17 protein-coding genes and 1 other RNA gene are annotated in these 26,374 nt (G+C 71.9%); 6 read left to right on the top strand and 12 right to left on the bottom strand.

What is annotated here, in order from left to right; genetic code table 11:
• Positions 1-267: 267 nt before the first annotated feature.
• A complete protein-coding gene (locus ACIBAI_RS00310) occupies positions 268-1,128 on the top strand; it encodes a MaoC/PaaZ C-terminal domain-containing protein (RefSeq protein ID WP_399030158.1) in 861 nt (286 codons plus the stop codon).
• Between the two features lie 208 nt (positions 1,129-1,336).
• On the opposite strand, the gene ACIBAI_RS00305 is transcribed toward ACIBAI_RS00310, so the two are convergent.
• Together ACIBAI_RS00305 and ACIBAI_RS00300 are read right to left on the bottom strand one after the other, a co-directional pair.
• Entirely contained in the window at positions 1,337-1,498 is a 162-nt protein-coding gene (locus tag ACIBAI_RS00305) for a hypothetical protein (RefSeq protein WP_399030157.1), read from the bottom strand.
• 97 nt (positions 1,499-1,595) lie between these two features.
• Positions 1,596-2,861 (bottom strand): hypothetical protein, encoded by a 1,266-nt coding sequence (locus ACIBAI_RS00300; protein WP_399030156.1) that lies wholly within the window; start codon positions 2,859-2,861, stop codon positions 1,596-1,598.
• Between the two features lie 188 nt (positions 2,862-3,049).
• Here ACIBAI_RS00300 and ACIBAI_RS00295 point away from each other — a divergent pair, with 188 nt between their 5' ends.
• The 3 genes from ACIBAI_RS00295 to ACIBAI_RS00285 are packed head-to-tail and all read left to right on the top strand — an operon-like array spanning position 3,050 to position 5,901.
• Complete coding sequence (locus tag ACIBAI_RS00295; protein WP_399030154.1) at positions 3,050-3,898, top strand: Nif3-like dinuclear metal center hexameric protein; 849 nt, start codon at positions 3,050-3,052, stop codon at positions 3,896-3,898.
• The gene (locus ACIBAI_RS00290; RefSeq protein WP_399030708.1) at positions 3,895-4,638 is read left to right on the top strand and encodes a zinc ribbon domain-containing protein; all 744 of its coding nucleotides are present in this window, start codon (positions 3,895-3,897) and stop codon (positions 4,636-4,638) included. The genes ACIBAI_RS00295 and ACIBAI_RS00290 overlap by 4 nt, the downstream gene beginning before the upstream one ends.
• Before the next feature lie 12 nt (positions 4,639-4,650).
• A complete protein-coding gene (locus ACIBAI_RS00285) occupies positions 4,651-5,901 on the top strand; it encodes a bifunctional RNase H/acid phosphatase (protein WP_399030153.1) in 1,251 nt (416 codons plus the stop codon).
• Here the strand turns inward: ACIBAI_RS00285 and eda are convergent.
• From eda to ACIBAI_RS00265, 4 genes are all read right to left on the bottom strand, one after another.
• A complete protein-coding gene (gene eda, locus ACIBAI_RS00280) occupies positions 5,876-6,523 on the bottom strand; it encodes a bifunctional 4-hydroxy-2-oxoglutarate aldolase/2-dehydro-3-deoxy-phosphogluconate aldolase (RefSeq protein ID WP_399030152.1) in 648 nt (215 codons plus the stop codon). The genes ACIBAI_RS00285 and eda overlap by 26 nt on opposite strands.
• Before the next feature lie 70 nt (positions 6,524-6,593).
• Positions 6,594-7,376 carry a peroxide stress protein YaaA gene (gene yaaA, locus ACIBAI_RS00275; protein WP_399030151.1) on the bottom strand — a complete coding sequence of 261 codons (783 nt, stop codon included), beginning with the start codon at positions 7,374-7,376 and terminating at the stop codon, positions 6,594-6,596.
• Between the two features lie 46 nt (positions 7,377-7,422).
• Positions 7,423-8,004: a hypothetical protein gene (locus ACIBAI_RS00270; protein ID WP_399030150.1), complete on the bottom strand. Its 582-nt coding sequence runs from the start codon at positions 8,002-8,004 to the stop codon at positions 7,423-7,425.
• Entirely contained in the window at positions 8,001-8,771 is a 771-nt protein-coding gene (locus tag ACIBAI_RS00265) for a MerR family transcriptional regulator (RefSeq protein WP_399030149.1), read from the bottom strand. Before ACIBAI_RS00265 ends, ACIBAI_RS00270 begins: the two co-directional genes overlap by 4 nt.
• Before the next feature lie 272 nt (positions 8,772-9,043).
• Between ACIBAI_RS00265 and rnpB the strand changes: the two genes are divergently transcribed.
• Together rnpB and ACIBAI_RS00255 are read left to right on the top strand one after the other, a co-directional pair.
• An RNA gene (gene rnpB / locus ACIBAI_RS00260) (RNase P RNA component class A) lies at positions 9,044-9,453 on the top strand.
• A gap of 643 nt (positions 9,454-10,096) precedes the next feature.
• Positions 10,097-12,673 carry a DUF262 domain-containing protein gene (locus tag ACIBAI_RS00255; protein WP_399030148.1) on the top strand — a complete coding sequence of 859 codons (2,577 nt, stop codon included), beginning with the start codon at positions 10,097-10,099 and terminating at the stop codon, positions 12,671-12,673.
• Between the two features lie 89 nt (positions 12,674-12,762).
• Here ACIBAI_RS00255 and ACIBAI_RS00250 read toward each other — a convergent pair whose 3' ends face one another.
• From ACIBAI_RS00250 to ACIBAI_RS00225, 6 genes are all read right to left on the bottom strand, one after another.
• Positions 12,763-14,940 (bottom strand): UvrD-helicase domain-containing protein, encoded by a 2,178-nt coding sequence (locus tag ACIBAI_RS00250; protein WP_399030147.1) that lies wholly within the window; start codon positions 14,938-14,940, stop codon positions 12,763-12,765.
• Between the two features lie 102 nt (positions 14,941-15,042).
• A complete protein-coding gene (locus ACIBAI_RS00245; protein WP_399030145.1) occupies positions 15,043-16,395 on the bottom strand; it encodes a hypothetical protein in 1,353 nt (450 codons plus the stop codon).
• Between the two features lie 426 nt (positions 16,396-16,821).
• Positions 16,822-19,794, bottom strand: a complete 2,973-nt coding sequence (locus ACIBAI_RS00240) for a pPIWI_RE module domain-containing protein (protein WP_399030144.1) — start codon at positions 19,792-19,794, stop codon at positions 16,822-16,824.
• A gap of 25 nt (positions 19,795-19,819) precedes the next feature.
• Positions 19,820-23,425 (bottom strand): hypothetical protein, encoded by a 3,606-nt coding sequence (locus tag ACIBAI_RS00235; protein WP_399030143.1) that lies wholly within the window; start codon positions 23,423-23,425, stop codon positions 19,820-19,822.
• The gene (locus ACIBAI_RS00230; RefSeq protein ID WP_399030142.1) at positions 23,418-24,593 is read right to left on the bottom strand and encodes a hypothetical protein; all 1,176 of its coding nucleotides are present in this window, start codon (positions 24,591-24,593) and stop codon (positions 23,418-23,420) included. The genes ACIBAI_RS00235 and ACIBAI_RS00230 overlap by 8 nt, the downstream gene beginning before the upstream one ends.
• On the bottom strand, positions 24,590-26,233 hold the full coding sequence (locus ACIBAI_RS00225) for a PD-(D/E)XK nuclease family protein (protein ID WP_399030141.1): 1,644 nt from the start codon (positions 26,231-26,233) through the stop codon (positions 24,590-24,592). Before ACIBAI_RS00225 ends, ACIBAI_RS00230 begins: the two co-directional genes overlap by 4 nt.
• Positions 26,234-26,374: the final 141 nt, after the last annotated feature.

Here is a 26,374-nt window from a genome sequence, read left to right as displayed (position 1 = left end):
GTGAGGCCTCCGGGCCGTGTGGGCTGGTGCGTGTCGGTCGGGGAGCCGTGCAGGGAAGGACCCCGGGATACATGCAGACCGAACCACGTATGCACGGGCAACTATTCCGATGCTTCGGACCGCTAACGATTTCTTGACCTTCTCTTGGCGGTCGCCCCCTCCGGAGCGCCGCCCCGGACCGTACGATCACCCGCGGGAACGGGAGTCCGGGCGAACCGGCACTCCGCGCCGATGAACTGACGGACCGTCGGAAACGTCTGGAGTCCCATGCCCCTCGACGCAGCCGAGGCCCTGGCCGCCGGGCCCCGTTCCGGCACGATCGCCTGGGACCACAAGGACGTCCAGCTCTACCACCTCGGCATCGGCGCCGGCGTCCCCGCCGCCGACCCCGGCGAACTGCGCTACACCCTGGAGTCCCGGCTGCACGTCCTGCCGAGCTTCGCCACCGTCGCGGGCGGCGGCCCGCCCGGCGTGATCGGCGCGCTGTCCGTGCCCGGCGTCGACGTCGACCTGGCCCGCGTCCTGCACGCCGGGCAGAGCCTGCGGCTGCACCGGCCGCTCCCGGCCCGGGGCACGGCGACCGTCACCTCCCGCGTCACCGCCGTGTACGACAAGGGCACGGCGGCCGTCCTCGTCCTGCGCACCGACGCCGCCGACGCCGCCGGGCCGCTGTGGACCGACGACGCGCGGGTCCACGTACGGGGCGAGGGCGGATGGGGAGGGCCGCGGGGGCCGTCGGTGCGGCCCGGTCCGCCGTCGGGGGAGCCGGACCGGGTCGTCGAGCGGGCCGTGCGGGAGGACCAGGCGCTGCTGTACCGGCTCTCGGGTGACCGGAACCCGCTGCACGCCGACCCCGGCTTCGCCCGGCGCGCCGGCTTCGACCGGCCGATCCTGCACGGGCTGTGCACCTACGGCATGACGCTGAAGGCGGTCGTGGACGTGCTGCTCGACGGCGAGGTGGAACGGGTGCGGGCGTACGAGACCCGGTTCGCGGGGGTGGTGTACCCGGGGGAGACCCTGCGCATCCGCATGTGGCGGCAGGGGAGCGGCGTCGTACGGGTGGCCGTGGGCGCCGTCGAGCGGGGGGACGCGCCCGTGCTCGCCGACACCGTCGTCGAACACCGCTGAGAACGCCCCCGGGAGCACCTCGGGGAGGCCTTCGGGAGCACCTCGGGGAACGCTTCCGGGGCTTCCCCGGGGACGCCTCCGGGAGCACTCGTGAAAGCATCCCGGCGCATCCCCGGGAACGCGCCCGAACGCGCCCGCGCCCGGGCGCCGACAGCGAACGGCCCCGCCCGTCGCAGGACGGGCGGGGCCGTTCGCCGTCGGCCGGCCGTCAGGCCGCCGTGCCCTCGGCCGGCTTGCGGTGGCGGCCGCGCGGTGCCGTCTCGCGGTCCTGCGTGGAGACCGGACCGCGGTGCCGGCCGCGGCCGGCGGCGATCCGCTGAACGTCGGCACCGTCGGCCTGCTGCGGCTGGTTCGTGCTGGCGTCACTCATCGGAAAGAATTCACCCCGTCAATATGATCTTTCTTACAGCCGGGCGAGTCTAACCGGCACACCTCGGGCCGAATCCAGGCGGCCACGCCAACCGGCACTACTTCGTTACAAGCCGCCCCAACGGGGCCTGTTGCAGGGGAACGGGACGCAGCGCGGCGTCCGGCTCCGGAGTCCTCCGTTCCGCCGGTGCGCCCCGTTCCGCGGGGGCGCCCGGTCCCGCCGGCACGCCCGGTCCCGCCGCCGCGTCCGGCTCCGGAGGCGGCGGAGGCGGGGACGGGGCGGGAGCCGGGGGAGCGGCGGGGGCCGGGGGCGGCGCCGTCGCCGCCCGCGCCGGGGGCGGCGCCGGCGGCGGCTTCAACCGGGCCACGCCGCACGGCACCTGCGCCGTGGCGTACGGCAGGCGCAGCACCCCGTCCCTGGTCCACAGCCCGGCGCCGGTCAACCACCCCTCGGGCGGCGGGAGATGGTGCACCCGCCGCTCGGCCGGCCGCCACACGCCGACCCAGCTGCCGAGCGCCCCGTCGACGCGCAGCGCCACCGCGCAGCTCTCCGGCGTCAGTACCTGGCCGGGCTGGATCGCGAACGGCGTGACGGTGTACTGCGGCAGCCGCAGGCACTCCGGGAAGCGCACCGGCAGCGCGCTGCCGAGCACGCCCCAGCCCAGCCGGCTCCGCCCGGGCGAGGGCGCGTCCGAGCGGATCAGCAGCAGCCCGCTGTCCGGGTCGGCCAGCAGCAGCCGGTCGTCGCTGTCCGCGGCGATCTGGAGCAGGGGCGACACCTCGCCGCGCTCCAGGTCCACCACCACCGTCTTGGTCCGGCCGCCGATCTCCCGGTCCAGGGCCAGCAGCCGCCCCGCGGCGTCCAGCCACACCCCGCCCGAGCAGCGGCCCGGCACCTCGGCGAGCCGCTCGGGCCCGAAGGCGCCGCCCGCCACCAGCCACACCACCGCCGCGCGCGGGCCGGCGGCGAGGGCGTACGCCCGCTCGCCGCCCGGGGCCGGGGGCAGCAGCCGCAGCCGGGTGCCGTCGTCCGGGCACGCGACCGCGCCGAGCGGCAGCTCGCCGGTGCCGGGGCCGGTCGGGTACAGCAGGGAGAAGGCGTGCCGTCCGGCCACCGGCCGGTGGATCAGGACCCGGCCGTCCGCCATCGGGTGCACTTCCGTGTCGGGTTCCTCGGGCTGGTTGCCGGGCAGCGGCACCGCGTACGGCTCGGGGCCGTCGAGCGTCCAGCGCTCCGGGTACCAGCAGCCGCCGGCGCGGGCGAGGCGTGCGGCGTAGGCGCCGTCCGCGGTGAGGGTGCAGCCCGCCCGCTGCGTTCTGTCGTCCTCGTGGTCAGCCGAAGATTCGAGGGCACACGCCGTCATCGTTCGGTCACCTCCGGTGACGACGCTAGGTTTCGTCCGCGCGCGCGGGGGTTCGAAGCGGCGGCCGCTTCACACATACGGGTGGCCCAGGAACGATTCGCCTGAGGACACGGGGGGTGCTGTGCTGCGCGGGACCGGGACGGCGGCGGCGGTGCGACGGCGCAGAACAGGCGGGTAGCCTTGCTCCCGTGCCCCGTCTGTCTGAAGTCATCGCCGCGCTGGAGAACCTGTGGCCCGCCGAGCGGGCCGAGTCCTGGGACGCGGTCGGCACCGTCGTGGGCGACCCCGGCCAGGAGGTCTCCCGCGTCCTGTTCGCCGTCGACCCCGTCCAGGAGGTCGCCGACGAGGCGGTGAAGCTGGGCGCCGGCCTGCTCGTCACCCATCACCCGCTGTACCTGCGCGGGACGACGACGGTCGCGGCGACCCACTTCAAGGGCCGGGTCGTCCACACGCTGATCAAGAACGACATCGCCCTGCACGTCGCCCACACCAACGCCGACACCGCCGACCCCGGCGTGTCCGACGCGCTGGCCGGCGCCCTCGACCTGCGGATCACGGGCCCCCTCGTCCCGGACCCCACCGACCCCGCCGGCCGCCGGGGCCTGGGCCGCGTCTGCGAACTGGACCGCCCGCTGACCCTCCGCGAGTTCGCCGCCCGCGCCGCCGCGCGGCTGCCGGCCACCGCGCAGGGCCTCCGGGTCGCCGGCGACCCCGAGGCGCCGGTGCGGACGGTCGCCGTCAGCGGCGGCTCCGGCGACAGCCTCTTCGACCACGTACGGGCGGCCGGCGTCGACGCCTTCCTCACCGCGGACCTGCGCCACCACCCGGCGTCCGAGTTCACGGCGGACCGCGCCCACCGCCCCCCGGCGCTGCTCGACGCGGCGCACTGGGCCACCGAGTGGCCCTGGTGCGAGCTGGCCGCGAGCCAGCTCGACGAAATCTCCGACCGGAAGGGATGGGACCTTCGCGTCCACGTCTCCAAGACGGTCACCGACCCCTGGACCAGTCACTTCCCGTCACCTGGAGCCCCCAACTGAACGCCGCGCCCGCCGACCAGATCCGACTCCTCGACGTCCAGGCGCTCGACGTCCGCCTGCAGCAGCTCGCGTACAAGCGGAGGTCGCTGCCCGAGCACGCCGAGATCGAGTCGCTGACCAAGGACCTCACCCAGCTGCGCGACCTGCTGGTCGCCGCGCAGACCGAGGAGGGCGACTGCGCCCGCGAGCAGACCAAGGCCGAGCAGGACGTCGACCAAGTGCGCCGCCGCGCCGCCCGCGACCAGCAGCGCCTGGACTCCGGCGCCGTCAGCTCGCCGAAGGACCTGGAGAACCTCCAGCGCGAGATCGCCTCCCTCGCCAAGCGCCAGGGCGACCTGGAGGACATCGTCCTGGAGGTGATGGAGCGCCGCGAGTCCGCGCAGGAGCGGGTCGCCGAGCTGACCGAGCGGGTCGCCTCCGTCCAGTCGAAGATCGACGACGCCACCGCGCGCCGGGACGCCGCCTTCGAGGAGATCGACGGCGAGGCCGCGTCGGTGACGAAGGAGCGCGAGGTCATCGCGGGCGCCATCCCCGCCGACCTGCTCAAGCTGTACGACAGGCTGCGCGAGCAGCAGGGCGGCATCGGCGCCGCGAAGCTGTACGCCCGCACCTGCCAGGGCTGCCGCCAGGAGCTCGCCATCACCGAGCTGAGCGAGATCCGCTCGGCCGCCCCGGACACGGTCGTGCGCTGCGAGAACTGCCGCCGCATCCTGGTGCGCACGGCGGAGTCCGGGCTGTAGGGGACGCCGGGCGTGCGGGAGTTCATCGTCGAGGCCGACGGCGGGTCGCGGGGCAACCCCGGGCCCGCCGGGTACGGGGCCGTGGTGCGCGACGCGGCGACGGGCGAGACCCTCGCCGAGACGGCCGAGTACCTCGGCGTCGCCACGAACAACGTCGCCGAGTACCGGGGCCTGCTGGCCGGCCTGCGCGCCGCGCACGGCCTGGACCCGGAGGCGGGCGTCCGCGTCCGGATGGACTCCAAGCTCGTCGTGGAGCAGATGTCGGGCCGCTGGAAGATCAAGCACCCCGACCTGAAGCCGCTGGCGGCCGAGGCGGGGCGGGTGTTCCCGCCGGGCCGGGTGACGTACGAGTGGATCCCGCGCGACCGGAACAAGCACGCCGACCGGCTGGCCAACGAGGCGATGGACGCGGGCGGCCGGGGCGAACGGTGGTCGCCCCCGCCCTCCGCCGCGGTTCCCGAGCCGTCGGGCACGAACGCCCCCGAGCTCTCGGGCGCGCACGCCGAGGGGGCTCTCGCCGGGGCCGCCGCGAAGGCCGGGGGGAGCACCGCCGGGACCGGCGGGGCCGCCGCGAAGGCCGAGGGCGACGCCCGGGCCGCCCGTGCCGTCGCCTCGCCCGGCTGGGGGCCGCCGGACATGGGGGCGCCGGCCACGTTCGTGCTGCTGCGGCACGGGGAGACGCCGCTGACGCCGCAGAAGCGGTTCTCCGGCAGCGGCGGCACCGACCCGTCGCTGTCGGACGCCGGGCGCGAGCAGGCCGAGAGGGTCGCGGCGGCGCTGGCCCGGCGCGGCACGATCCAGGCGATCGTCTCCTCGCCGCTCGCCCGCACCCGGGAGACCGCCGGCATCGTCGCCGCCCGCCTCGGCCTGGAGGTGACCGTCGACGACGGGCTGCGTGAGACCGACTTCGGCGCCTGGGAGGGCCTGACCTTCGCCGAGGTGCGCGAACGCTACCCGGACGACCTGGAGGCCTGGCTGGCCGACCCGGAGGCCGAACCCACCGGCGGCGGCGAGAGCTTCACCGCCGTCGCGGCCCGCATCGCCGTCACCCGCGACAAGCTGACCGCCGCCCACGCGGGCCGCACGGTCCTGCTCGTCTCCCATGTCACGCCGATCAAGACGTTCGTACGCCTCGCCCTGGACGCCCCGCCGAAGGCCCTGTTCCGCATGGAGCTGTCGGCCGCCTCGCTGTCGGCGATCGCCTACTACGCCGACGGCAACGCCAGCGTCCGCCTGTTCAACGACACCTCGCACCTGCGCTGAGCCCCGCCGCCGCGCGGGCCAGCGCCGTCACGCGCCCCCAGTCCCGCGCGGCCACGGCCTCCTTCGGCAGCATCCAGCTGCCGCCCACGCAGCCGACGTTGGGCAGCGCCAGGTACTCCGGCGCCGAGTCCGGCCCGATGCCCCCGGTCGGGCAGAAGCGGGCCTCGGGCAGCGGGCCGGCCAGCGAGGCCAGATAGGCCGTGCCGCCCGCGGCCCGGGCCGGGAAGAACTTCATCTCCCGCACCCCGCGCTCCAGCAGCGCCACCACCTCCGACGCGGTCGACACCCCCGGCAGGAACGGCACCCCCGGCTCCCGCATCGCCGCCAGCAGCGCCTCCGTCCAGCCGGGGCTGACCAGGAAGCGCGCCCCCGCGGCCACGGCCCCGGTCACCTGCGCGGGGGTGAGCACCGTCCCGGCCCCGACCACCGCCTCCGGCACCTCCTCGGCGATCGCCCGGATCGCGTCGGGCGCCGCCGGGGTCCGCAACGTCACCTCGATCACCGGCAGCCCCCCGGCCACCAGCGCCCGCGCCAGCGGTACGGCGTCGGCGGCGTCCTCGACGACGGCGACGGGCACGACGGGCACGAGATCCAGCACGGAGCCGGGCAGGGAGGAGGACATGCCGTCATCCTGCCCGCGTTTCTTCAACCCGCGCAACGCACGTTGCGCATGTTGCAACGATGGTCGCCGGTCAGTGGACCTCCGTCACGAGCACGTCCAGCGTCCACGGCCGCCCGGCCCTGCCGGGCGCCTGCGCCTCCACCGCGTACCCGAGGCCGCGCAGCGCCTCCACCAGCCCGGCGGGATCCTCCGGCGCCGCCCCGGCGGTCAGCAGAGCGCGCACGATCCGCCCCTTCGTCGCCTTGTTGAAGTGGCTGACCACCTTCCGGGTCGGCGCGTGCAGCACCCGCACGGTCGCCGTCCGCTCCGCGACCTGCCCCTTCGGCTTCCAGGCCGCCGCGTACGCCGCCGACCGCAGGTCCAGGACCAGCCCGTCCCCGGCCGCCGCGGGCAGCACGGACGCCATCGGCGCCCGCCAGTACGCGCCCAGCGCCCCGAGACCGGGCAGCTTCACGCCCATCGAGCAGCGGTAGGAGGGGATCCGGTCGGTGATCCGGACCGCGCCCCACAGCCCCGAGAACACCAGCAGCGAACAGGCGGCGCGCTCCTTGGCGGCCGGATCGAGGGAGGCCAGGTCCAGGGCGTCGTACAGCACGCCGGTGTAGATCTCCCCGGCGGGGCGCGCCCCGGCGGTGCGCAGCCCGGCGTTCTTGGCGACCTCGCCCCGCAGCCCCTCGCTCAGCCCGAGCACCTCGCGCGCCTTGTCCTCGTCCGCGGCGCACAGCTCGGCCAGCTCGGCCAGCACGGCCTCGCGGGCGGGGGTGAGCCCCGGCAGCGACAGCGCCGCCAGGTCCAGCGGGGCGCCGGCGCCGGAGGGTGCCTTGCCTTCGGAGGGCGGCAGCAGGACGAGCACGGGGGAACTCCTTCGGTCGAGCTTCCCGACAGCGTACGGCGCTGACCTAGGAGGCCGGGTCCCGCTCCCGCGTCAGCGCGCGGACGAGGCCGTCGGCGTCGTCCGCGTGCAGGCGCAGCACGCGCACCTCCCGGCGGCGGCCGAAGAAGGTGACGTGGGTGACGGGCTCGGCGAGCACGAGCGTGACGGAGGTCCGGGAGCCCACGGCGAGGTCGAGCACCCCGTCGGCCTGCTCGTGCGTGGTCCGCAGCTCACGGCGGACGGACGCGATCCGCTCCAGCGGGACGCGCAGGTCGACGTGGGCGGCCAGGCGGACCCGCAGCGAGCCGGGGCCGAGCACGTGGGGACGGACCACGGACGCCGCGTGCAGGGCGATCACGAAGACGACGGTGTACACGTCCAGGACGAGGACCACCGCGTGCACGGCCGGCCGGTCGCGCAGCAGTACCGACATCCCCAGCGTCTCGACCACGCACACGAACGCGAGCCCGGCCGTCGTCGCGCCCTGCCCGCGCGCGTACCCGAAGGCCCGCCCGCCCCCGGCGCCGTGCGTGCGCCGCGCCGCCCACAGCGCGAGGCTCGCCAGCAGCCGCAGCTCGTGCCGCACCAGCGCGCGCACCCCTCTCATCCCCCCTCCCCCTCCCTCTCCCTCTCCTCGGTCAGGATCCGTATCGCGCGGCGCACGGCCTCCGCCTGGGCCGGGGCGAAGTCGGCGTAGAACGCGCGCAGGAAGCCGTCGTCGGGGTCGACGGCCACCTCCGGAAGCACGCCGCGCGGGACGCAGTCGGCCAGCGCCCGGGCCGCCTCCGCCACGCGCGGGTCGTCCGGCCCGGCGTCGGCGAGCGCGTCGAGCAGCGCGTAGGCCGCGCGGGCCCGCTCCTGCCCGCCCGGGGTGTGCAGGGCCTCGGTCAGCAGGGACGCCATCCGCTCCCGGGCCCGCGCGGGCGCCGCGGTGTCCAGGAGCGCGAGGATCTCCCGGTCCTTCACGGCCATCGGCGAGTCCGACAGATGCGCCGTCTCGGCGAACAGCGCGGCCAGCTCGGGGGAGACCGGCCCCTCGGCGGGCGGCCCGCCCTCCGCCTCCAGCAGCGCCCGCAGCCGCGCCCGCCGCTCGCGGAGGGCCGCCTCCTGCCGCGCGAGGTCCTCGTCCAGCTCGGTGAGCACCTCCAGCAGGTCCTTCCCGGCGTCGTCCGCGAGCACGTCCCGCACCTCGGCCAGCCCCAGCCCCAGCTCGGTGAGGCGCCGGACGCGGGCGAGCACGACGGCGTGCCGGAGCGTGTAGTGCCGGTAGCCGTTGGCCCGCCGCTCCGGCTCGGGCAGCAGGCCGAGGTGGTGGTAGTGCCGCACGGTCCGCGTGGTGACGCCGACGGCCGCGGCGAGTTCTCCGATCCGCATGGGACCAGTGAAGACGTTGACGTCGCGGCAGGGTCAAGGGAGCACGGACGCGCCGCGGCCGGGGAAGCGCTGCCGCTCCCGCGGCCGGGGGAGGCGCTGCCGCTCCCACGGACAGGGATCGGCCGATGCCCCGGTCCGGCGCGCCCTTCCCGGACGGGCCACCGCCGGCCGGAACCCCCGCGGCCCCCGCCCCGGCCCCACCGGTCCGGCGCCGGCCACGACCGGCGGACCGAAGCCGTGCCCGCGCCCGGTACCATGGTCGGCACGGCAGACGAGCCGGGCGGACGGCCGCGTGGAACCCCTGGCGGGGTTCCCCGAGGAACGTCCGGGCTCCACAGGGCAGGGTGGTGGCCAACAGCCACCCGGGGTGACCCGCGGGACAGTGCCACAGAAAGCAAACCGCCGGGAACCGTATCCGTACGGCTCCCGGTAAGGGTGAAACGGTGGTGTAAGAGACCACCAGTGCCCAGGGTGACCTGGGCAGCTAGGTAAACCCCACCCGGAGCAAGGTCAAGAGGAAGCACCCCGGTGCTTCTGCGCGGACGTTCGAGGGCTGCCCGCCCGAGTCCGCGGGTAGACCGCACGAGGCCGGCGGCAACGCCGGCCCTAGATGGATGGCCGTCGCCGGCGGGCCCGCGAGGACCCGCCGGAACAGAACCCGGCGTACAGCCCGACTCGTCTGCCTTTACCTTTCTGCTGTTCGCGGTCTTATGGCTGTCCTATTGATCCGAAACGCCTTGAGTTCAAGCTCGTTGACTGTGCGTGAGTGACCCCATGGGGGGTGCACGGACGTGGTCGCCGGACGCGCAGGAGGCTGTGCGGCTGTTGGCGGTGTCCGCGTCGGTGGAGGTGAGGTTCTCCCAGGATGCGGCTGAGGGCGACAACGAGCTGGATGGTCCTCATAAGAGGAACCCAGACCATGGCTGTTTCCAGAATGTATCCGCTGGAGTGGCGTGAGCGTGCGGGGGCGGAGTCGTGCGTGGGAGGCTGGGCCGGTCGTACAGGCCTGCCTCGCCCTGCGTCCGCCAGCGGTGAACCCGCTTGTGCGCGATGGCCTGGGAAATGCCCGTTTCAGCGGTTACAAGCGCGACCGTGTTGCCGCTGAAGGGCGTGTCACCTTGACGAGACCCCTTTCCTGAGGAGAGGGGTGCTGCCTAATGGATTGAGGACCCATGGCAGCGTACGTGGGCGGCCGCGTGCTATTACACGCTGGCAGCAAGGGGGCGGGGAGACAGAGCAGGAAAGGATGCCGAACCGGATGCGTGGCTGCATCCATGGTGGCAGGATGACGATCTAGTCCGACCACCTTGGGGGAGTAGTCTCGCGTGCACGCTCAGGAAACGACTTTCAGCGAACTCATCCAGGGCGAGAAGCAGTTCCAGGTACCGCTTTACCAACGTACGTACAGTTGGCAGCGGGACGAGCTGCAGCAGCTCTGGGATGACGTGCTGGAGCTGGTCGAGGAGCATTTGGAGGGCCGGACTCCTGCGGCGCACTTCCTGGGCTCCGTAGTGCTGGCACCCGGCCGGATCAGCGCGGGCGGCATTCAACGATGGCTCGTCGTCGACGGCCAGCAGCGGCTCACCACCCTCATGCTCGCCTTCGCTGCCTTGCGTGACCACCACCGGGAACGCGGCGCGGAGCGGAAGGCCGAGCGCATCCATGACCTCGTGCTCGTCAACAAGTACCGAAGCGGCGACGACCACTACCGCCTTCTGCCGACGCAGGCGGACCGCGATGCTTTCACCGCCTGCGTCGAGAGCTCACCCAGGGCTGGGGGCCCCGGCAACGTGGGGGCTGCCTACCGGTTCTTCCTGGGTGCCCTCACCGAAGGCGAGGAGAACGACGGTGAGGCGTGGACGGACGCGGTGGAGACCGTACTCAGTGGTCTGCTGTCGATCGTGGAGATCACCGCGGCGGAGGGTGACAACGTCTACCGGATCTTCGAGTCGATCAACAACACCGGTGTTGGGCTCAGCCAGAGCGACTTGCTGCGCAACTACCTCTTCATGTGTCTGCCGACTCGCGGCGAGGCCGTCTACCGCAGCCTCTGGCTGCCGATGCAGGAACGGCTGGGCCCCGCCAACCTCGAACTCCTCGTCTGGCTCGATCTGGTGGTGGCCGGCAACAGTCGCGCCAAGCAGAGCGAGATCTACCGGGATCAGAAGAAGCGCCTGGAGCCCGTGAGCTCCGACGAGGCGGCTCTGGAAGCCGAGATCGCCTCCCTGGCTCGCAGGGCGGAACGCCTGATGAGGATCCTGGAACCCGAGAGGGAGCCCGATCCGGAACTTCGTGAAGTGCTGGAAAGGCTCTCCCGCTGGGGCGGCCAGACCCACTACCCACTGGCGCTCCATTTGCTCGACCGGGTGGACGACGGCCAGGCCACACCCCACCAGGCTGCCCAGGCGCTGGTGTATGCCGAGAGCTACATGGTGCGGCGTCTCTTCACCGGGTATTCCACCACGGGTAGCAATCGGGTGTTCATGGAGATGCCCAAGGAGATCGAGAAGGACGACGATCCGGCCGAGGCCGTACGTCGCTTCCTGTCCAAGAGCCAGACGGGCGCCCGCGTCTGGCCCGACGACGACGCCGTCCGCGAGGCGATCCGTACCCGGCCCTTCTACAAGGCGGGCCGCAGCAATCAGCGATTTCAGGTATTGCGCAGGCTGGAGGAGAGCTACGGAGCGAGCGAACCGGTCGACTTTGCCAAGGCGCGGCTGACCGTCGAGCACGTGCTGCCGCAGAGCCCCGCTCAGCAGTGGCTGGACCTGCTCGCAGAGGAAACCGAGGACGGACAGAGCCCGGAGGAACTTCACGCCGGCCTGGTCCACACACTGGGTAACCTGACCCTTTCCGCGGACAACGCAAAGCTGTCGAATCATCCCTTTCGTCGTAAGCAGGAAATCCTGGACTTCAGTGCTCTGCGCATGAACCAGGAGATCGCCGGGCGGGAGCGGTGGGGGAAGGCGGAGATCCTCGACCGTGCCGCCGACCTCGCCGACCGGGCGGTCCGGCTGTGGCCTGGCCCCGTAGCGGGCACCGTCCCCGTGGACGACGAGTGGTCCGGCTGGAAGGAGCTGCGGGCCGCGCTCCTCGCCATGCCGGCCGGAACATGGACGACGTACGGCGATGTCGCGGCGCTCATCGGCACCCACGCCGTCCCGGTCGGCCAGCACCTGGCGTCCAGGGCGAATGTGCACGGCGCCTACCGGGTGCTGACGGCGGACGGCCGCGTGTCGGCGGGCTTGTCGGACGGCCAGGAGTCGGGAGACGTACGGACCCGCCTGGAGGCGGAGGGCGTCCCCTTCGACGAGGCGGGCCGGGCGCGCCGATCCCACCGATTGACCACCGCCGACCTGGCAGCCCTGCTGGGCAAGGACATCGCCGAGGACGTCGAGCCGTCACCGCAGGCCGACGACGAGCAGCAGTCGGCGGCCGGCCGGTTCGAAAAGCAGCTGCGGGACAATCAGACCAAGGAAACCGTCGACGGTGTCCTGAACGTCCTGCGTTTCTGGGAGCGACAGGGCGGTCATCTCGCCTACGGGCGGGCGAGCGAGACCAGTTGCTTCCCCACGGCGCGTTTCGGCAGTGCTCCCGGTTCCCGAGCACTGTGGCCACTGGCGCTCTATCCGATCTCGGGCACGGTTGAGGTCGTCTTCCAGTATCTGAAGCGGCGTCCCCCGTTCGACGACGAGCCGCTGCGGCGGGAGCTGATGACCCGGCTGAACGAGATCCAGGGCATCTACTTGGCCGAGGCCAAACTGGACCTGCGCCCGTCCTTTCCGTTGGAGGTCTTCGCCGAGCACAGTGAGGAAATCTGCGGAGTGCTGGAGTGGTTCGCGCACACAGCCGCGCTCGCGGAGGCCCGCCGCATGGTGGGCGGGAACCCCGACACCCTCTGATAACGCCAGGTGAAGTGTGGGGGCATAGGAACTTCGGGCCCCACATGCGTCGAGCAGAGTCCCGCACGCCATGCGTGCGGGACGCGGCGCTACGGGCGCGACGCGGTGACCGGTGCCAGGAACGGGCTCGGCACACCGTGCCAGGACACCCGCAGTGCCTCCCGAGCCCTCGTACACGCCACGAACAGCAGGCTCAGCTCGCTGTTCAGGTCCTCCTGGTGCTGCTGGGCGTCGACGTCGACGGCGGTGACGGCCGATTTCATCGGCACGGTGCCGTCATTGACGCCTGCCACGGCGACGCAGCGGAACTCCAGCCCCTTCATCCGGTGCATGGTCCCGATCCGCACACCGGGGCCGCCGCGACCGGCGCCGAGCACACATGCCGCGATGCCGGCTCGTTCCAAGGCCTGCGCGATGTCCCGTCCCAGCTGGATGAAGCGCACCGCCACCCCGATGTCCTCCGCGTCCACTCCCGCGCCGGTCCAGTCCCGCACCCGGGCGACCAGTGCCTCGATTTCCTCGGACTTGGTGGCGTACCCGACCGTCTCCGGCCGCTCACCGTGCATCGTGGAGCGGTACCCGGCCAGTGTCTCGTTGCCGCCGTCCATGTCGTCGGGTTCCTCACCGGTCAGCAGTGAGGAAGACCAGGCCAGGATCTCCTGCGTGGTGCGGTAGCTGATCCGCAGCCGGTGCGAGCGCCCGACGACCGGGATGCCAAGTGAGCGCAGCGAAACCCGGTTCCCGTAGATCCGCTGGTGGGTGTCGCCGGCAAGGAAGAGATCATCCTGGCCGGTGGCTACCAGGGCCCGCAGGAATCGCCACTGTGCGGGGTGCAGATCCTGTGCCTCGTCTATCACGACATGGCGGTACGGCCTCTCCCCCCGGCCGTCCAGGATACGTGCCGCCTCCGCGCACACCTGTAGGAACGTCCACTCTCCCGCCTGGCGCAGCTGCTCCTCGAAGGCGGAGACCGCCCGCCACACCTGAAGCCGTTTCAGCGGCGGGAGCGCGGTGCCACGACCGGTGCGCGGCGCCTTCAGGTACTCCTCCGGTTCCGTCAGCGCCTGAGCCAGGATGACTTGACGCCACTCCTGGTCGAGGAAGACGTCGGTGAAGTCGATCCCCAGCCGCCGCGCGATCCGAGCCCAGCGGGCGGTGATCTCCTTCTGGTCGAAGACCAGCTTCAGTGGGGCGCCGCCACGCTCCGCCCGTACGATCTCATTGGCCAGGGCGTCGACGTTGACCACCCGTATCCTCGCCCGGACGTCCTTCTCCTCGACCAGCAGCGCCAGGCAGCGTTCCAGTTCTGCGGCGAGGTCCTTGGTGTATGTGGTGAGCAGGACGCACCCGTCGGGGGCGTCGGCGGGCAGCCGCCGCGCCAGGTAGTACGCCCGGTGCAGGGCGACCACGGTCTTCCCGGTGCCGGGTCCGCCGGTGACGCGGGCCGGCCCGGCGTAGCCCTCGTGATAAGCGACGCGGTACTGGCTCGGGTGCAGAAAGACCCGCCAGGCGTCGAACGGGCGCTCCAGGATCCCCTGCAGTTCCACGGGGCCCGACACGAGAGCGACCCGGCCGCGGGAACGGGCCATCGCGGCTCCCAGCTCATCAGCGTCGTCGGCCGCGGGAGTCTGCGCGGCGGTCCGGGCGTACGCCTGCACCAGCTCCCGGTCGATCGCTTCCGGCGTCATGCCGGTCGCGAGCCCCAGCAGCACGTCGTACTGATGCTCCGGGAGCACCTTGTGCAACGCCTCCAGATGATCCTCGTCCGGGATCAGCCGGATGATCGGCAGGATCTCCTCGTCCACGCCGAGGCTGCGCAGCATCTTGTCCGGGTACTTGGAAGCGGGAAACAGACGGGACGGCTCCTCGGCGACCAGCGCCCGCAGCCCGGCCGTGGCTCGCTCCAGGGCCACGTCGTTGCGTATCTCGATGCCCTGCGTCGCCTCGTTCACCGACGCACGGTGCTTGGCGGCCCAGTCGTTGGCCTTGTCGTGGGGGAGGACCTTCAGCAGCAGATAACTGCCGCCGGTCTCGGCCTTGAGGACGACGCCTCGCCAGAAGTCGGTGATGCGGATGGTCCGCAGGCGCGGGTCCCTCTGGTGCGTCAGCTTCTCCAGGTGCAGTCCTGCGTGCGTGGCCGCCGCGAACTTCTCGAACACCTCGAAGACGCGCTTCTGGACGGATTTCTCCAGCGCCGCGAACTCCAGCAGGAAGTCCCGGTGCATCCCCAGCGTCGCCATCAGCGCCCCCTCCGGCCAGCCCCTCAAGAAAACACTTTCACCTTACTGACCGGCTGCGGCGCGGGATGCACACCCGTGCATTCATGGGCACGGTCGGAGTGATCCGCCACCCGCTTGGAGCGGTGCGCGTCAGTTGACTCGGCGATTGCCGGGCGGAACCTCGCTCCGGTGCATCCCGACGACGACGGAGCCCGGCCCTCCGACGGACAGACTCTCGCGTATCAGGTCGATGACGTAATCCCAGCTGGTGCCGCGCGTGCCGATCCAGCCGTCCCTGAGCAACGTGGTGAAGGTGGTGTTGTTCAGATACCGGGGAACTGACTCTTCGACGATGCGTGTCCCACCGGACGGCCCACCGGACTCGGGGCGCTGGAGCAGCTCCCAGAAGTGCTCCCGGGTGAGGTACATGCCGGGGACGAGGGCGGCCGAGTTCATCATGAAGGGGACGGTCCGACACAGCTTGACCATGCTCGGCGTGGTGACCAGGCGTGGATCCCCCAGTGCCCTGAAGCCCTGGTGACCCGTCCGAACCCGTTCGTCCTCGGCTCTGCACTCCTCGTCCACGGCCTCCATCCGCTTCAGCTCCCGCTCACCGGTGCTGTCGTGCCAGTAGACCCAGCTGCGTCCGCTCTGACGCATGCGCTTGTACTGGACCATGGCCACGCTGTGCGTGTGCTCGTTCACGTAGATCATGTCGACGCCCATGACGGTCTCGGCATGCGTGCGGTTGGCGTTGTACACGAACAACCGGTGAGGAGACTCGGAGTTGCGGCGGTAGATCCGCCAGCCGACCTGTACGGCGTCGTCTCCCTGCATGCCGGGAAAGCGCATGTAGTCATGAACGATCTGCTGGTCCTCGATCTGCCGGAGGTCGGGCAACCCTTCGAGGAAGGGGACGGATCGGGGATGGGGGTCGTTCCCACCGTGCGGCGGCTGCCACGCTTCGAGAGGATCGCGGTCCGCACCGAATGCCTCGAGGAGGGTGCCCACAGCGTCCTTCTCGAGGCTCAGCCGTTCCCCCACATCCCCTGTCGGAGGATTGGCTCCGAGACTGTTCTGCAGATCGTCCAGCGTCATGTTCAGTTCCGGCCGCAGCTGCCGGACACCGTTGAGCAGATTGTCGCCGGCGGCAGGGGACATACGGCCGTCGTCGCGGAGAAATCTCCGGCCGGCTCCCATAGCGCCCTCGAGATCGACGAGCGGCAGGGGCCACTGGAGTGCCGTGAAGTCACGCGTGATCAGAGACCGCTCGTAGGTGCCCGACCGTCTGCCGGGGAAGACGCTGCCCACTCCGATGATTTTGCGCTGCCCGTAGCGTTCGTGGCCGTTCGTGAAGAAAGCGAGACACCACACGCGCGGCTTTCTCCAGTCTTTATGCGGGTACGCGAAGGTTCGCTCGCCTCGGGTCAGCCACTTCGGGGGTTTCTCGGGGAGCCGCTCCATCATCAGCGCAGTGCTGTGTACGAGAGCGACAGCGACCATCTGTGACCTCCTGCATCTTGTGGGACTGGAGGCCCACATTGTTGGGCATGCCCCGGCCGTCAGAGTGGAGTAACTGTCAATCGGCCATGTAGATGGCGTTGATTCGACGGTGATGACGTCGACGAAGCGTTGGTGCGGACGGCGTCAGGGAGTGCCCTGCCATCGCACCAGAACCCCTCGGCGCTGTAGTTCCCGTATGTGGTCCGCCATCCGACCCGGCATGGGGCCGCCCTTCAACAATGAGCGGAGAGTAAGTCAGCCGGACCGGGAACACCTTCCTGGCCCAGTTGGGCGCAGGCAACAGGCGACTGGTCCGAAACCCGCCTGCGATGCGAGGCCGCTGTCTCGCCCTTTCCTGCGCCGTGCCCCTGGAAGCGTGCCCCGTCCACCAGTGGGTCAGGGGTGGACGGGGCATGACAGCGGGCCTCAGCGCAGCTCGGTCTCCTCGAACTCTTCCCCAGAGGTGGGCTGCGCCGGGATCACCAGAGCAAGCTGCTCCCACTCCGCCTCCTCCGGTTCGGGAGCCGACTCGATGCCCGGGGCCGCCCCCATGTCCGGGTCGGCGTCGGAGGCGGAGTCGACGGAGCCGCCCTCCTCCCCGGCGTCCTCGTTCCGGGTCGGCAGTACGTACTCCTGCGCGAGCCCCGCGAGGTGCAGGGGCAGCGGCAGGCTCAGCGCGTCCGGCAGGTCGGGGGCCTGCCGGAGCTGGTGCACGGCGAGCGCGAGCGCTTCCGGGACATCGCCGTCGCCGGGGTGGCACCCCAGAACGGCGATCTCCACCAGCCCGGGGTTCCAGGCGGCCTTGTCCGTGTCGATGGTCGTCTTTCCCTTGGTGTTGACGCGGGGCGCCAGCTTGTCGGCGGCGACCGACAGCTTGAAGGTGCGGGCCTTGGGCGTCGTGGACCAGAAGACGCGGGCCTTGTCGGGGTCCGCGGTCGGGTCCGTCCACAGGTGGGCGGCCAGGCCGTTGGGGCCGTCCGGGTTCACGCCCCACCACTGGGCCGTCTCCCGGTTGCGTGCCGTGCGCACCCGTACCAGCCGCAGGTCCGGGTCCAGCCGGCGCGCGGGGGCGTGGCCGTCGCGGAACTTGTCCGCCACCACGGTGCCGTCCTGGAGCCACGTCCAGTGCGAGCGCATGTTCTGCCCGTGGGCCAGCAGTACGGTCGGCGTGCCGCGCAGCGTGCGGCGCACCCGCTGGAGCCACTCCTCGGTCGCCCGCCGCTGCTCGGCCATGTCCGCCCACCAGGACGGCCGGACGGCTCCGACGGCCTCGCCGTCGCGCGGCACGGGGATGACGTCCTTCGGAACCTCGCACTGCCTGGTCAGCTTCAGCAGCATCACCGGGTACGGCACCCAGGCACGCGCCTCGTCGTCCCAGCCCTCCACCCGGGCCAGTCCTTCACCGGACGGATCCGGCGTGACCAGCACGGCCACGGGCACATGCCCCGCCCACCGGGTGCGGCTGCGCCGGTTCTTGCGCACCATCCACACCGCCGCGTACCGCATGCCGACGGGCAGACGATCGCCGAGGCTGTGCTCGGGGTGGACCCGCACACCCAGCTGGCGCAGTCCGTCGTCCCAGGCCTTCGCCGCGCGGAACTCCTTGTTCTTCTCGCTGTTGTAGCCTTTGGCCTTCTTCGGCACGGCCATGAACTGGGTGAGGACGCCGGCGTCCGCGCAGCCCAGCCGCAGCGCGAACTTCGCGTCGTGGTCGGGGGACGAGAAGTCCTTCGCCCGGTCGATCTCCACCAGGGCGAGCGTGGGCGCGGGCGAGGAGACACCCTCCTCGGTGAGGAAGGCCGTCATCTCCCGGCGGCGGTCGCGGATCGCGGCGGTCACCGCGGCCCGCGAGTGCCGGTTGCCCTCCGGCAGGGCGAGGTCCTGGCCGAGGGAACGGGACAGCCTGCGGCAGCGCAGGCGCACGGTGAGTTCGGGGGTCTGCCACTCCAGGACCACCGTGCCGTCGTAGGCTTCCTCGGTCGCCGGCGCGCCGCCGTCGCCCTTCAAATCCAGGTGCGCGACGAGCGCGTCGATGGCGGTGTCCCGCATCACCGGGGTCTGCCAGAGCAAGCACGCCTCCAAGGTAAGAAGCTCCCCCGGGGCGAGGTCCTGGAGCAGGTGGCGCAGCACGAACGCCGCACCGCGCCGCCGGGCCTCCGCGCGCCTGCGCTCCTCCTCGGTCTTCGCCGGTTCCTTGGAGGGCTCCTGGCGGGGGTTACCGGGCGTGCTGCCCGACAGTCGGGTGCGGACCAGCGCGGGCACCGGCTCCAGCTGCTCCGGAAGGGCCTGCAGGGCCCACTCCACGATCTTCGAGCGCTGGTCCGTCATCAGGCCGGCTCCGACCTCGTGCGTGCCCATGGCCGTGCTGTACAGGACCGCCGCACGCATGTCGTCCGCCAGCCAGCCCGCCGGGTCGGTGAGGATGGCGTCGGCGTCCGGGAACGACTCGGTAAGGGACATGCTCCGCAGCATCCCGGCGGGCCCGCCGCCGACCCAGTCGTACCCGCCCCCACTCCAGGCGAGCCGCGCCACCGCGAACCGGTCGCTCGCCGGTGCCCCGGGCAGCCACGGCACCCGCGGACGCAGCAGCACCGTGGTGCGGCGGCCGAACGGCAGGTACAGCCGTCCCGTCCTGACGCTCACCCGGGTCGCGTACCGGCGGATGTGGCTGTGCACGTGGAAGCGGGGCAGCGGGTCGAAGGGCACCGTCTGCAGCGTGATGTTCAGGACGACGGAGTACCACTCAGGACCCCGACTCCCCTCGAACTCCAGTGCCTGTGAAACGAGTTCGGCACCCCTGTCCATCGGCCCGCGCGGCATGGCCCGGAAACGCAGTCGGCCGCCCGCGAACTCATAGGGCTCCAGAGCGAGGATCCGCCGGGCCAGCCAGTCGGTGGACAGCTGGAACTGGCGGGGCTCCGGAGCGGCCGTGTCACCGTCGGTGGGCCGCTCGTGGCGCAGCAGTTCCACGGGTACGCCCTCCTGCCACCGAGGCGGGCTCTCCAACAGTGCCGAGCGGGTCTCGGACAGCAGCGAACGGAACTCGGGCTCCGGCCGCAGGTCCTTCAGCCAGGCACCGAGGAGCCCCCTGAGCGCCGCGTCGGGCAGCGGATCGGGCACGTCCTCGGGGGCGTACAGCCAGAAGTCCCGGCCCTCCCCGCGGTGGCGGTTGGGGCGGGGCCGCACCAGGACGTCGGGGGCGAGCGCCTGCACGACCTGGTCCATACGGAACGTGGGCACCGTCTCCAGCGGCTTGTCACGGCCCGCGTTGCACAGGGCCAGCAGCGCCCCGGTCCATTCCTCGGGAAAGGGCAGTGCGCGGTACCGCTCGACCACCGAGGCGTCCCGGGAAACGGGACGTGCGGCGGCGGCGCGGATGGAGTCGTAGGGGCGGGCCATGGTCAAAAGTCCTCTCGGATGCGGGTCAGCAGGTGTGGTGTTCGATCTCGCGGAGCGCCTTGTACAGCGGTGCGTACAGCAGCCGGGCGACCGCGGGGTCTGCCGGATCGGGGCAGTCGGGCGGTGGCGCGCCCTCCGCGAAATAGGGGGCGAGCACGTCGCGCAGACCGGTCAGCAGACCGTCCTCCCGGGGAAGCGGCGCCGCCGCGGAGCCGGGGGACAGCGCCTTCGCCGTACGCGGTGCGAACCGGGCGTCCACGAAGACCACGCGCGCGGGCACGCCACCTCGCACCAGACGGCCGATGACCTGCCAGATCGTCACCAACTGGTCCCACGTGAAGGACGTCTTCTCCTGGTCGGACAGGCGGGAGTAGATGTAGCGGCGGGACAGCAGCCGGCGCCACTCGGCACGTGCCACGTGGCGGAAGGCGAGCCCGGCCGCGTCCAGGTCCGTCGCGGCCGTGACCAGCTTGCCGAACGTGCCCTGCGGGAGCCCGGGCTCGTCGCGGGTGAACCGGGCCGCCCAGTCGTTGATCGCGAACACGGCCAGGGCGAGGTCGTCCGGGCGCGGATGCGGCCGGGCCAGGAACAGCGCCGTGCCGAAAGCCGCGTTGCGCTGGGCGTTGAGGATGTTGTGCCCGCGCTCCACCGCCATCAGTGGGGCCACGAGGATCTCCGCCGTGGGGTCCTGGGCGAACGTGGCGAGATCGCCCCGGCGCAGCGCCGTGACCCGGTCCGTCTCCGACCTGGGCGATGCCGGGCCGCGTACGGCCTGGTCCAGGTCGGCGTCGTCGGCCGTCAGCACACGGACGCGGCCGTGCCAGCGCTCCATCCCGTGCAGGACCTCCGCCGCGGTGTGCGCCTCCTTGTAGCTGCCGACCAGGAGGATCGCCCGGCGTCGGCGGCTGTCGGCGACCCTGGCCAGTTCCTGCTCCAGCGGGCTCGGGGCGCCGCCTCGGCCGGGGGAACCGAGCCGGCTGACCATCGCCCGGCAGGCGGCGGGCCGGGCTTTCGGCTCGGTACCCGACAGGCTCAGGGGACGGCCCTCGTCGTCGTACAGGAAGTGTGTGCTGAATTCCGACTCGCTCACGGCCTTGAGGGACCGTGGGGAGGGTGTCAGCACCGCCCCCACCGGGGCGACCACGTGCGCGCGTGTCGAGGTGCCCGCCCAGCTGGTGCCGGACATGAGCACGACGTGCGGCCCCCTGCGTCCGCGCCCCGGGTCGGCTCCCACCTCCGGGAGGGAGAGCAGGAGCTCGCGGCCCACGCCCGCGCATCGGAAGAAGCGCAAGGTGCCGCTGTGCCGCCCCTCGACATCGCGTTCCCGTTCATCGGGCAGGTACTGGAATCCCAGGACATTGCCCATCGGAGCCTCGGGAATCAGGGGGGCGTAGTCGAGTGGCGGACGGCGGGACAGCTCGTTGCCGGTCGAGTCCAGGTGCAGGGCGGCCTCGACCTGGGGCCAGAGGAAGACCAGCCGGTCGAGGCGCTGATGAAGGGCGCTGAGCAGCAGCATGAACTCCAGGCGTCGGGCGGTCAGATCGAGCCAGGCGTCGTCCTGGGCCCGGACTGACGCGGGGGTTCCCGCGAGCAGCGGGCGCAGCACGGCGAGGACACGCTCACGAGTGTCGGAGGAGGACAGTGTGGTCAGCAGATCCTGGGCCAGGCGCACCAGGTCGTCCGTCAGGTTGTCGTACGGGCCGCGGCCACCCAGAGGGTCGTCCCGGAAGTCGTCGAACCGATCGGTCAGTTCGGCGCGGTGGGCGTCCACCTCCGGTCCGGCCGACTCGGGTTCCGGAGCGTCGTCCTCGTACGCCTCGTACAGCTCCGACTCATCGGACACGCCGTCCGGAACGCTGGAATCGGCATCGTCCGTGAACCAGGAGCCGAGCAGCTTCTCCTGGAGGGTCCATGGGCTGAAGTACTCGATGTCGGCCCACTCGCGCAGGTCCGCGTCGGAGATCAGCAGCTTGTACAGCCGGTCCGTGGCGGCGTGCACCACCGTGAGCGAGGAGGACCAGCGCTCGATCTCCTGGTCGGTGAGCGGCAGCCGACCTTGCCGGGACAACTCCTCGATGCGGTGGGTCTGCACCTGGTCCAGCCAGGATTCCGGGCCCGGAGAGACCAGCGTCGCCGAGGGCGCGAAGATCTCGTCCAGCTTCATCTGCACCGAGTCGGCCTCGTCGACGACGATGACGTCGCTGCGCAGGCAGGCGAGTTCCAGATGACGCAGCCGCTCGTCGCCCAGGTGGCGCGGCACGGCGGACTGTACGAGGCTCGCCGGGTTGGCCACCCAGATCAGGGAGTCGACCAGCTCCCGCGCCGCACGATGACGTGGGCACGCGTACCACAGGGGGCACCCGTGCGGGGTTCCCTTCACTTCCGCCGGGCGGTCGTCCTCGGACGGGGAGCGCCGCTGCCCCGGCCGGTAGGGCTCGGGCAGTGCGCCGGAGTCCGGAGTGTCGTCCGGCGTACGCTTCTTCTCCGGGTAGAGCGAGGTGCACGGCGCATCCGCGAACCGCAGGGGTCGCGCCGCTTCGGTGCCACGCAGGGCGTCCACCACGCACACGGTGCTCAGGTGGTCGAAGCCCGGGTCGTCGTGTTCCAGCAGGTTGTGCACGCCACGGGAAGCGAGCCGCCGGTGCAGCCGCTGCACGTGGGTCTCCCGCGTGGTCAGACCCAGCACCGGCGTGGCGGTCAGTCCCAGATCGCGGAACAGAGCAGTAAGACGCAGTTGTTCGGCCACGTCGCCCACGACGAGCGTGGTGCGCAGGGCCGGAATCCGACGAGCCCCCCAGACCGCGAGCAGTGTCATCAGGGTCGACTTGCCCGCACCGACCATGCCGGCCAGATGCAACAGCCCGTCGAGCCGGAGAGCACCCTCTTGCGAGAAACCCAGCCCGTCCGCGTCGCGCGGGAGGATGTGCAGCTCGGTGAGGCGGTCCTCCCAGTGGCCCGGGTTCTCCACCTCATTCGCCCGCTCCGTCGCGTCCATCCAGCGGGCGGTCTCGACGAGTTCGGCCCGGCTGACCGTGAGCGGCTCACCACTCCCCGGCCGCCCCGCCTCCGGGTCATGGCCGGGAACGGGGTCGGGAAGCAGTTCCTCGGGCAGCGTCACGGAGGTGGGGCGGCGCCGGTCGACGAAGGTGGCACGGCCGGCCGGAGCGAGGGGCAGAGCCTTGCGGGCCAGTGGGGGCAGCGCGGCGAGGGCGTCGTCGTAGACGGCGAACCGGTCCGAGGCGACGGCCGGCTCACGCCGCCGGGCCGGCCGGTCGAGCGCGGGGACCTCGTAGGCTCGCAGCCGGTCCGGCAACCCCCGGTAGGTCTCCAGGGTGCGCTCCCAGGCGCGGCCGCGACGCAGGTGCCACAGGAGGTGACGGCCCGCGGTGAGCATGACCTGATGCTCGGGGGAGGTCACGTATCCGCGGGCGCCGGCGAACTCGTAGCCGCTGAACAGGACGTAAGCACCGCGGACGGGTTCGTGCGGCGCGATGTGCTCCAGGACCCGCAGGGCCAGTTCCGCCTGACACAGCAGGCTGGGTTTCACGTCGCCGAGTTCGGCGGGTACCTCGTCCCACAAGCGGGCGAGCTCCCTGCTGACCGGGTGGTGCCAGCTGTCGCGGTCACGCATCGCCGGTCTCCTCCTTGTGCGTGGCTTTGCCGACGCGCGCGAGCCGGTCCTCGGCGCGGGCGAGCAGTTGAGTGTCGGTGAGCAACGGAACTCGGCGGGCGGCGGCCGGGCGGTTGCGCTCGTAGGTGGTGATGTAGCCCGGCCGGTCGTCGACGCGTTCCTGCGGCACCACCCAGAACGCCTCGTCGTACCGGGGCTCCTGCGGCACCGGCCGGGCGGCCCGCCCCAGGAACGCCGGATGGGCCCAGTCCTTCACGTCCACCGCCCACACCCAGCCGTCGGGAAAGGTGACGTGCACGTCGTAGGCGTCGTACGCCGGCCACATCCGCACCTTCAGTCCGAGTGCGGTGAGCCGCCCTTCCAGGTGCACCTCCGCCCGTCCGGGACCGGTGACGAACTGGCGCAGCGGCCTGACCAGCTGGAGCAGCTCGCCTGCCTCCTCCTGGGCGATGCGACGCCCCACCGGCGGCCGACCCCGGCGGCGGCAGCGGTCCCGCTCGCACCACCAGCCACCGTCGTGCAGCGGTGTCAGCAGAGTGAGGCACCGACCGCAGGTCGCGTAGACGCCACCGTGCAGGTAGCTGTCCGGGACAGGGCGGTAGATGCGGCTCAGAAGCTCCTTCACCGGGTCGAGCACATGGTCCATCGACACGGCCCACTCCTCGGCCGAGGTCAGGACGGGCCGGGTGACCAGGAGCCGCCGGAACTCGGTGTACGCATCCTCCTCGCCGTACTCGCGGCACAACCTCAGCGCGGCGCGGATGATCTCGCGGTCGTAGAGAACCAGCGCGGTGTCCGAGAACTGCTCCGCCCACTCGTAGCACAACTCGGTGGGGCGGGAGGAGTCCGGGTCGAGCAGCAGGTCATCCGGACCGGCCGCCTCGGCCGGCAGGTCCACCGGCCAGTCCGCCACCGGTCGCTCGCGGCACCAGGACAGCAGATCCGGAAGGCTCACCGGAGGTTCGGCCCCGCGCTCCAGGCAGGCCAGTACCGTCCGGTCGAGGGCGCGCTGCACCTCGGGCGGGTAGGGCAGGGAGAAGGCGTCGGGGCCGGTGGCCGCGTCGAGCACCGTGAGAGCGGTGGCGAGCGTGCGCATGAGGGGGATGCCGCGATGGGCGGACCAGTCGTTGTCGTGAAGCGGCATTCCGTCGTCGGTCGTCGCGGTCACCGTTCCTCCAGGTGCGCGCGGCCGGCCGCGCAGTGTGTGAGCACGTCGCAGCCGCCGCAGTGGCCGCCTGGCGTCGGCGCGTAGGTCTCGTCCACCGCCCAGGGGCCGGCGAGCCCGGCGATGATGCGGCGTGCTTCGGTCCGGGTTTCGGGATCGCCGGGATCGATCTCCTCGCAGCGCGACTTCCCGATTCCTTCCGCGTCCAGGTACAGCACTTCCAGCTCGATCAGCGACCGGCGCGGATCACCACCGAGCACTCCGGCGGACATCATCAGCACCGCGAAGGCGAGCTGCGGGTACGTCTCCATCAGCGGGCGTCCCTCCCAGGGAGGTTTCGCAGCCGTTTTCGTCTCGTGCCAGATCCAGCCTCCGGAACGGGTGTACAGGAGGTCGGGGTCGGCGATCAGGACGACGTCCAGTTCGGGGTCGTACGCGGTCAGGCGTGGCTGCACCCGTACGACCTCGTCGGGTGGCAGGCCGTCGAGAGGGCAGGCCCGCTGGTGTTCGGCGACCAGGGCGAGGGCGGCCGGCAGTTCGGCGGGGGAGAGGCCGGAAAGGGTGTCCGGGAGGGGGGCCGTACGGCAACATCCGTTCTTATGACGGAGATTGAGCCACTCGTCGACCGCTCGTCCCCTGCGGATCGGCTCGCTCTCCGGATTCGTCGACTTCAGGTGCAGTACACGGGTGAGGTGGAACTGCGCCGGGCAGCGCGCATGGACGCGCAGGTCGCTCGCGGACACGGAGCGGCGGGTGCGGGGGCGGCGCGGCCCGGAGACCCCGAGAACTCCGGGAGTCCGGGGCGGCTGTTCGCAGGAGACCAGGCCCTCGCAGCGCGTGCAACTGGAGCCGGGGTTGAGCCGGTCGTCCTCGATCACCCGGCGCAGCACCGGCTTGGCGTGCTCGGTGAACCGCCGCTCGACCTCGTCGGCGTCCCAGTCGGCCAGCACGTCGTGATCGCCACTGCCGCAGCCGATGCCTACGATTCGGACGCGCTGCGGGCGTACGGTGCTGCCAGGCGCCGGACGGAAGATGTCCCGGAACGCCGACCGGGAGGGGATGCCGGCCGCTGTCACGGCCGCCGCCTCCGCGATCTCGGCCGGTGGCCGGTTCCCCTTGGCGGAATTCACGGACAGCAGCCACAGTTCGCGTTCCGACCCGTCGGCGGACGCGTACCGGCGTCCCCACGCTGTGCGCTCGTAGCGGATCGCCCCGCGTGCGTCCGGAGCCTCGCTCTGGGTGATGGCCGTCCACTGGGCGCGGACCGGCAGGGTCGGCGGGCGTCCGAGCAGAAGCCGCTGCGCTTCGCGCGCCGCGCGTGCCAGCAGGTAGGACCGAACGGCTGATTCAGTCCAACTCGCGTGCCCCACGTGATACTTCTGATTTTTCAGAAGCCGCTTCAAGGCGGTGTCGACGTCCTCTCCCTCGTGCTCGATCGCATCCAGGACGCTCATGACCGGCCCGAGGGCGAAGTCCTCGACGGGCTTGCTCCGTGGGCGTGGCGGAACCTGAGCGAGCAGTGCCCTGGCGCGCAGGGCGTTGCCGCGCGGGCAGTCCTGAGGGTCCTCGCGCAGCAGCGGCAGCGAGGTGCGGATGAGTCGGATGTCTCCGTTCGTTCCGGGCGGAGGCGGGTGGAGCGACACGGTGCACCCCTTTACGGGCGTGGTGAAACGAGAGCGCCAACGAACCCAGGGAAGCGTATCTTTGTGAACTGAGTCAAGTGATTGACTCAATGTGGCTTGTGAACCATTACAGTATGGCTGACGCCGCGTCATGAACAGCCG

The organism is Streptomyces sp. NPDC051041, from assembly GCF_044456065.1.
GTDB classification, from domain to species: Bacteria; Actinomycetota; Actinomycetes; order Streptomycetales; family Streptomycetaceae; genus Streptomyces; species Streptomyces glaucus.
Note: the sequence above shows the minus strand (reverse complement) of the source record. Positions and strands in the feature narration are given on the sequence as shown.